Consider the following 2,512-nt stretch of genomic DNA (forward strand, 5'->3'; position numbering starts at 1 on the left):
CGTCGGGGGAGCGGGTGGGGTCGGCGGTGGTGCGGGTGCTCCGGTCCTGCCAGGGCAGCAGGTCGAACTGCTGGGCCGTCACGCCGCCGCCGGTGACCAGCACCACGGGCAGGACCAGGGTGGCCAGCCGGCGGCGTCCGGCGCGCCGGTCCTTCCCGTCGGGCGCGGTGGGCGCGGGTACGGGAGCGGGGGCGGGGACGGGAGGGGGGACGACGGGCGGGGTCCCGGCCGCTTCGGGGAGGGCGAGCACCGCGCCGAGCCCGGCCGGGGTGGACATCGCCTGCCGGGCGGCGACGGCCATCGCCGCCGCGTCCGGGTAGCGGTCGCCGGGCTCCTTGGCGGAGCGCCTTGGCGACCACCGCCCGCACCGGGGCGGGCACCTGCGCCGGGAGCTCGGGCACCGGCTCGCGGACGTGCTTGAGCACCACTTCGAGCGGCGTCTCGCCGGTGAACGGCACGGCGCCGGAGAGGAGTTCGTACAGCACCACGCCGACCGAGTAGAGGTCGGAGGCGGCCGAGGCGTCCTTGCCCTCGGCGCGTTCCGGGGCCATGTACAGGGCGGTGCCGATGACCGCGTGGGAGGTGGTGATCCGGCTGTCGGCCAGGGTGCGGGCGATGCCGAAGTCGGTGACGGTGACCCGGCCGTCCTCGTCGATCATCAGGTTGGACGGCTTGATGTCCCGGTGCACGATGCCCTGCTGGTGCGCGGCGTGCAGCGCCTCCAGTACCTGGGCGGCGACGTCCAGCGCGCGGTCGGGCGGCAGGGCCTTGCGGTCGCGGTCCCGGTCGAGGGGCTTGCCCGACAGCAGCTGCATCACGATGTACGCGGTCTTCGCGCCCGGCTCGGTGTCGTCCTCGCCGTAGTCGTGGATGTGCACCACGCCGCGGTGGTTCATCGCGGCCAGCACCGTCGCCTCGCGGCGGAAGCGGGCGGCGAAGACCTCGTCCTCCATCAGCGCGGGAAGCACGATCTTCACCGCGACCTGCCGGCCCAGCACCTGGTCCTCGGCGCGCCAGACCTCGCCCATCGCGCCGCTGCCCAGCCGCTCGGAGAGGGCGTACCGGCCCCCGAGTACCGTCCCCCGACCCCACATGTCCCGCATCCCCCGAGCATGTCGTACGACTTGTCAGCGGTGATTCTCGCCGTTCGGGCGCGCGGAGGGAAGCCGGTGCCGCCCTGCACCCCGCCCGACCGCGGTGACTCTACATCGTTGCGTGACGCAACTGGCTTGCGGTGCGGGCGGGGTGAGGGACGGTCAGGAGGGGCTCGCCCTCCCCGGGCGGGCGGTCAGCGGCGCAGGCGGGCGTCGGTGGCGAGGGAGTCGACCAGGGCCTCGACGCTCGCGGGCGGGAGGCCGCGGGAGACGAACCAGGCGCCGACGTTGCGCACGTCCCGCTCCAGGAAGGAGAGGCCGCGCGGGTTGGCCACCACGTCGACGATCTGCGGGACGTCGATGACCACCAGGCGGCCGCGGTGCACCAGGATGTTGTACGCCGAGAGGTCGCCGTGCGCGTAGCCGTCGTAGGCCAGCAGCGAGAGGCTGCGGCCCAACTGCGCCCACAGGTCGTCGATGTCGGCCTCCTCGGCGCGCAGCTGGGCCAGCCGGGGCGCGGCCGTGCCGTTCTCGTCGCCGACGAACTCCATCAGGATCTCGGTGCCGGTGATCTGCACCGGGTAGGGCACGGCGACGCCCGCCGACCAGAGCCGGGACAGCGCGGCGAACTCGGCGGCCGCCCACTGGCCGGCGATCGCCTCCTTGCCGAAGGAGGTGCGCTTGGCCATCGCCCGGGTGACCCGGGACTCCTTGTGCTGGCGGCCCTCCAGGTAGCCGGAGTCGCGGTGGAACATCCGGTGCTGGGCGTCCCGGTACCGCTTGGCGGCCATCAGGGTGCGGCGGGAGGTGCCGGGGACGGAGCGCTCCAGCAGGAAGACGTCCGCCTCCTTGCCGGTCTTGACGATGCCCAGCTCGGTGTCGACGGCCGCGAGCTCGGTGACGACCCAGTCGGGGCGCGGCTCGGGGCCCTTCTCGGTCGGGGTGGACTGGTCCCACGTCGACCAGCGGTCGCCCACGGCGGGGCCGTCGGTCACGGGGGCGGTGAACTGCTGCTCCGCGGGCTCGTCGGCGCTGTCGGCGTCGGACCCGGCGGAGGGGAAGTAGTCGTACTCGGGCTGGGAGTCGTCGAAGCGGTCGGCCCGGCGGCCGCGACGGGAAGCGCCCTTGGGGCGGATACGGGAGAAGGAATCGCTGTCGGCAAAGCGCTCGCGCACTGCGGTGGCTCCTGAGGAGTGGCCCACCGGGGCGCGGGGTGTCGCGCGGTCAGCCGGTGGGGCGAAGACGGGGGGAGGCGGATGGCGCGCACACGAAAGCGCGCCGCGTCACGGCGGCAACCATCTGTCTGCACCTCCTCTCGTCGGGCCCGCGAGCGCGCAGGGCGCGGCGGGACGGGGACACCTTAGGTGCGGGGGTGGACGTGACGCAAAGGGTTTTTCGGGGGTGGGTGGGGGTGAGGG

The 2,512-nt window shown here is 74.2% G+C and carries 2 protein-coding genes; both read right to left on the reverse strand.

Annotated elements, in window-relative coordinates; genetic code table 11:
• On the reverse strand, positions 1-1,103 hold a 1,103-nt coding region (locus OO57_RS38940), incomplete at its 3' end, for a serine/threonine-protein kinase (RefSeq protein ID WP_158715384.1).
• 185 nt (positions 1,104-1,288) lie between these two features.
• Positions 1,289-2,269: a serine protein kinase RIO gene (locus tag OO57_RS37505; RefSeq protein WP_033257364.1), complete on the reverse strand. Its 981-nt coding sequence runs from the start codon at positions 2,267-2,269 to the stop codon at positions 1,289-1,291.
• Between the last annotated feature and the right edge of the window lie 243 nt (positions 2,270-2,512).

Origin of the sequence: Kitasatospora phosalacinea, from assembly GCF_000717185.1 — a bacterium.
GTDB lineage: Bacteria > Actinomycetota > Actinomycetes > Streptomycetales > Streptomycetaceae > Kitasatospora > Kitasatospora phosalacinea_A.